Origin of the sequence: Streptomyces sp. NPDC048291 (assembly GCF_043201715.1) — a bacterium.
GTDB lineage: Bacteria > Actinomycetota > Actinomycetes > Streptomycetales > Streptomycetaceae > Streptomyces.
In genome coordinates, this window is record NZ_JBICZC010000039.1 from 1 (window position 1) to 3,656 (window position 3,656).

At 68.5% G+C, this 3,656-nt stretch carries 4 protein-coding genes; 3 read left to right on the plus strand and 1 reads right to left on the minus strand.

The genetic code is table 11. The features are described 5' to 3' along the window. Positions 1-567 precede the first annotated feature (567 nt). From ACGF5O_RS48960 to ACGF5O_RS48970, 3 genes are read left to right on the plus strand one after another with little or no spacing between them, the layout of a single operon-like run. On the plus strand, positions 568-1,578 hold the full coding sequence (locus ACGF5O_RS48960; protein WP_393816430.1) for a DUF6192 family protein: 1,011 nt from the start codon (positions 568-570) through the stop codon (positions 1,576-1,578). A gap of 3 nt (positions 1,579-1,581) precedes the next feature. After that, complete coding sequence (locus ACGF5O_RS48965) at positions 1,582-1,995, plus strand: hypothetical protein (RefSeq protein ID WP_099053976.1); 414 nt, start codon at positions 1,582-1,584, stop codon at positions 1,993-1,995. A 38-nt stretch (positions 1,996-2,033) separates the two neighbouring features. Beyond that, positions 2,034-2,897 (plus strand): IS5 family transposase, encoded by an 864-nt coding sequence (locus ACGF5O_RS48970; protein ID WP_393816431.1) that lies wholly within the window; start codon positions 2,034-2,036, stop codon positions 2,895-2,897. Here the strand turns inward: ACGF5O_RS48970 and ACGF5O_RS48975 are convergent. Next, complete coding sequence (locus ACGF5O_RS48975; protein WP_393816432.1) at positions 2,888-3,544, minus strand: class I SAM-dependent methyltransferase; 657 nt, start codon at positions 3,542-3,544, stop codon at positions 2,888-2,890. The two genes, ACGF5O_RS48970 and ACGF5O_RS48975, sit on opposite strands and share 10 nt — an antisense overlap. Positions 3,545-3,656: the final 112 nt, after the last annotated feature.

Genomic DNA, 3,656 nt, shown 5'->3' on the forward strand with positions numbered 1-3,656 from the left:
AGTAGGTGTTTTTGATCCCTGGCCGTGAGCTGCGCGTACCTGGATGATCTGGGGTGTGGGGGCTGGCAGGACGGCTCGGCGGTACTGCCGAGAGTGTGGTGATCCGCTGCCGCAGACGATGGCGGCGGAGGCGGTGTTCTGCTCGGGTCGGTGCAGGTCACGGCGGTGGCGGAGGCATCAGCGGACCCGTCAGCGGGTGGCCGCGATGCAGCGGGGAGAGCAGGCGGAGTGCCCGGTGTGCGGGCGGTCGTGGACAGTGGGGGTGGAGCGGTCGAAGGCGGCGGTGTACTGCTCGGACCGTTGCCGGGTGCGTGCCTGCCGCCAGCGGAGGGCGTCGCGGAACGGCGTTACAGAAACGCCATAGCCGAACGCCTCGCGCACCCCTCCAACACCCCGTGCTTTGCAGGGTAGTTGGGAGCGATACCTGTGTGCTTCGAGCGCCCCTGGTTCACGCTCTGCCCCGGCGTGTCGCGCGCGCGTCACGGTGGACGGTGACCGGGGCCGGCGCCCCTTTGACCGGTCACGTCCTGGTGGCCGGGCCGGACCCGGGCGAGGGCGGTGGTCTTTATGGCCGACGTGGTCGACCGGATCGGGAACGTCACCCGGCAGCGTTACGAACAGCTCGTCACCCAGGCCAAGGAACTGATCGCGCAGATCGCCCGCTCGCAGTTCGCCTTGGGCGACATGGCGCTGGAGATCGAGCCGATGAGGGCGGTGGGCGGGTCGATGCCGAACGGCACGGACGACCTGTTCACCGTGACGGAGTCGTTGCAGATGTTCGCGGACGACATAGGCGTCGAGCGGAGGACGGTGGAGGACTGGCGCTACACCGCCAACCGCTGGCAGAAGGAGCGACGCAAGGAGGGCGTGTCGTTCACCGTTCACCGCATCCTGGCCTCGGTGGCGGACGAGGACGAGCGGTGGGCGGCGATCGAGGACGCGCCGTTCAACCCGCGCACCGGGGCCCGGCAGTGGACGCCGGACGGCGCGAAGCGGGTGGTCGGCCAGCGGGTCGACCGGCCGGTGACGGTGGATGAGAAGGTCCAGGCCGTGGCCGACCTGACCCGGGACGACGAGGTCGCGGCCCAGGTCGCCACCGACCTGCTGAAGCGGCCGGCGGTCACCGAGCACGTCACCCCGGCCGAAAAGGTGCGGGTCGTCACGGAGCTGACCAGGGACGACAGCGTCGCGCAGGAGGTCACCACCAGTCTGCTACGTCGTCCGGCCGTTGCCCGGACGACGATGCGGGACGACACCACCCGAATGCTCGTCAACCGCGCCCAGTTCGACAACTCCAACGAGACTCGTGACCGGATCCGGGAGCGCACCCCGGCCGTCCGGGCGATCGAGCACACCATCGAATACCTCGACCTCGTCGGCTCCTGCCACGGCTTCGTGGCCACCCTCGGCCGCCTGGTCCCGCAGCTGCGCGGACAGGAGTTCACCGAGGACGAGCGAGAGACCGTCCGCCGGCAGATCGGCCGCGTCCGCGCCGCGGCGGACTGGCTCGAAGGAGCGCTCGACAATGGCGAGTTCACTCTGGATGAGCAGCTGGTCCAGCTGCTCAAAGGCGAGTAGGCCATGCCGCGACGCCGGGAGGCCCGGCCGCTGGCAGAGCACTACGGCGACCTGGTCCGCGTCGCCCTGATGGAAGCACGCCCCGCCGGCCTGCACACCTACCAGCTCATGGCCGCCACCCGCCTGACCCGCTCACAGATCGGCCGCGGCATCCGGCACGTCCGCGACGTCGTCGCCGCGGAGAACCTGACGCCGATTACCTGGACCCGCCGCGACGGGTTCATGTTCTCCGACGACCCCGCGGACTGGATCGAGTACGACAAGCGGCAGTTCCGGCAGATCCTCGGCCGCCTCACCCGGGTGATCACGGGCACGCTCGACCCGCACCTCGCCCGCTACCCCGACGACGAATGGGCCCAGCTCGCCACCGCCCAGCTCACCGGCGTCCGCGCCACTCTCGCCCAGCTCTCCAAATAGCCCTGCCCGCCCCGCCGATTACCTCTGCCGAGCCCGCCATGCCCGCTGCCTCTCGTCGCCGCCGCTACCCGTCCGACACCTCCGTCGCCGAATGGGCCCTTCTCGAACCCCTGCTGCCCGTCCCGGCCTGCCAGACCAAGACCGGCGGCCACCCGGAGAAGTGGCCCCGGCGGGAGATCGTCGACGGCATCCGCTACATCGTCGACAACGGCGCGAAGTGGCGAGCCCTGCCTGCGGATTTCCCTCCGTGGGAGACGGTTTACGGCTTCTTCTGGCGGTGGAACCGGGCTGGGGTGGTGACCTACATCCGTGACCAGCTCCGCCGCCGGATCCGTACCGGCAAGGGCCGCTGCCCGCACCCGGTGACGCTGATCGTGGACTCGCAGTCGGTCAAGGGAGCCTCCACCGTCGGCAGGAACAGCCGCGGCTACGACGCCGCGAAAAAGATCAACGGACGCAAGCGACATATCACCGTGGACACGCTCGGCCTGCCCGTGATGATCACGGTGACGCCCGCCGACATCCAGGACCGCGACGCCGCCCGCGACGTGTTCTGGCGGCTGCGCCTGACCCAGCCGCAGATCACCCAGATCTGGGCCGACCGCGGCTACGCCGGCGACCTCGTGGACTGGGCCCGCGAACGCCTCTGGCTGAGCCTGCGCATCGTCTCCCGGCCCAAGGGCACCAAGGGCTTCGTCGTGCTGCCGCGCCGTTGGAAAGTCGAGCGCACGATCGGCTGGTGCATGAACGCCCGCCGCAACGCACGCGACTACGAACGTCTGCCCCAGCACTCCGAAGCACATCTGAACTGGGCACTCATCACCATGATGACCCGACGCCTCACCCGCAAGAGCCCCCGCACCGACACGTGGTCGAGGAAGCCACGGGCCACTCAGGGCTGATTCCATACAAGCGTATAGCGCCAGAACAGCCGTCGTCGCAGCCGTGCGCCAGGGAGGATGTCTCTGGCTTCATGGGCGATGTCGTCAAAGGTCATGTCCGATGAGCGAGTAGGGGCCGTCATGGAGACGGGGCGCTGCGAGGGGCGCCCCTTGTTCTTCAGCCAGCCCATGGCAGCGTTGGCCGGAATGGCGATGGCACCGAGCAGGTGGTCCACGGGGGTTTGGGCGCGAGACAGGCCGACGATCACCAGGGTTCCTCCCGGAGCCAGATGACGGCGGAAACGGGTGAGCGCCTGGGTGAACGGCAGGTGGTGGATCGTGGCGACGCACGTGATGACGTCGTAGGGGCCGGCAGGAAGCTCGGCTATTGCATCCGCGACGGTGAAGGTGACGGGGAGCCCGGAAGGCGTCAGCTTCTGGGCCTGGGCCGTGATCACCGGATCGGAATCGACGGCCTGCACAGCGTCGGCCCGTCCGGCCAAGAGCCTTGCAAGATCACCGCTGCCGGCACCAACGTCCAGGGCGCGGTCGAAGCGCCTCGGCAACTGCCGCAGGATCCAGCGATGGTAGTGGGCGTTGTGATCCCAAGGATAAGCGGCGTTGAACCGTTCAAGAGTCCGCAGGACACGAGGCGACAAGATCTTCATCGCCCCAGTCCATCAAGTCCCTGCGGCATGCGCACTCTGTTCCAGAACAAAGATCACTCGCTCCCGGACTGCCGGAACACAGTCCAAGGAAGCGAGTAGAAAAACACCTACT

Excerpts from the sequence above, each read along its gene's own strand:
- ACGF5O_RS48960 (WP_393816430.1), top strand. The coding sequence starts at position 568 with ATGGCCGACGTGGTCGACCGGATCGGGAACGTCACCCGGCAGCGTTAC.
- ACGF5O_RS48970 (WP_393816431.1), top strand. The coding sequence starts at position 2,034 with ATGCCCGCTGCCTCTCGTCGCCGCCGCTACCCGTCCGACACCTCCGTC.
- ACGF5O_RS48975 (WP_393816432.1), bottom strand. The coding sequence starts at position 3,544 with ATGAAGATCTTGTCGCCTCGTGTCCTGCGGACTCTTGAACGGTTCAAC.
- ACGF5O_RS48965 (WP_099053976.1), top strand. The coding sequence starts at position 1,582 with ATGCCGCGACGCCGGGAGGCCCGGCCGCTGGCAGAGCACTACGGCGAC.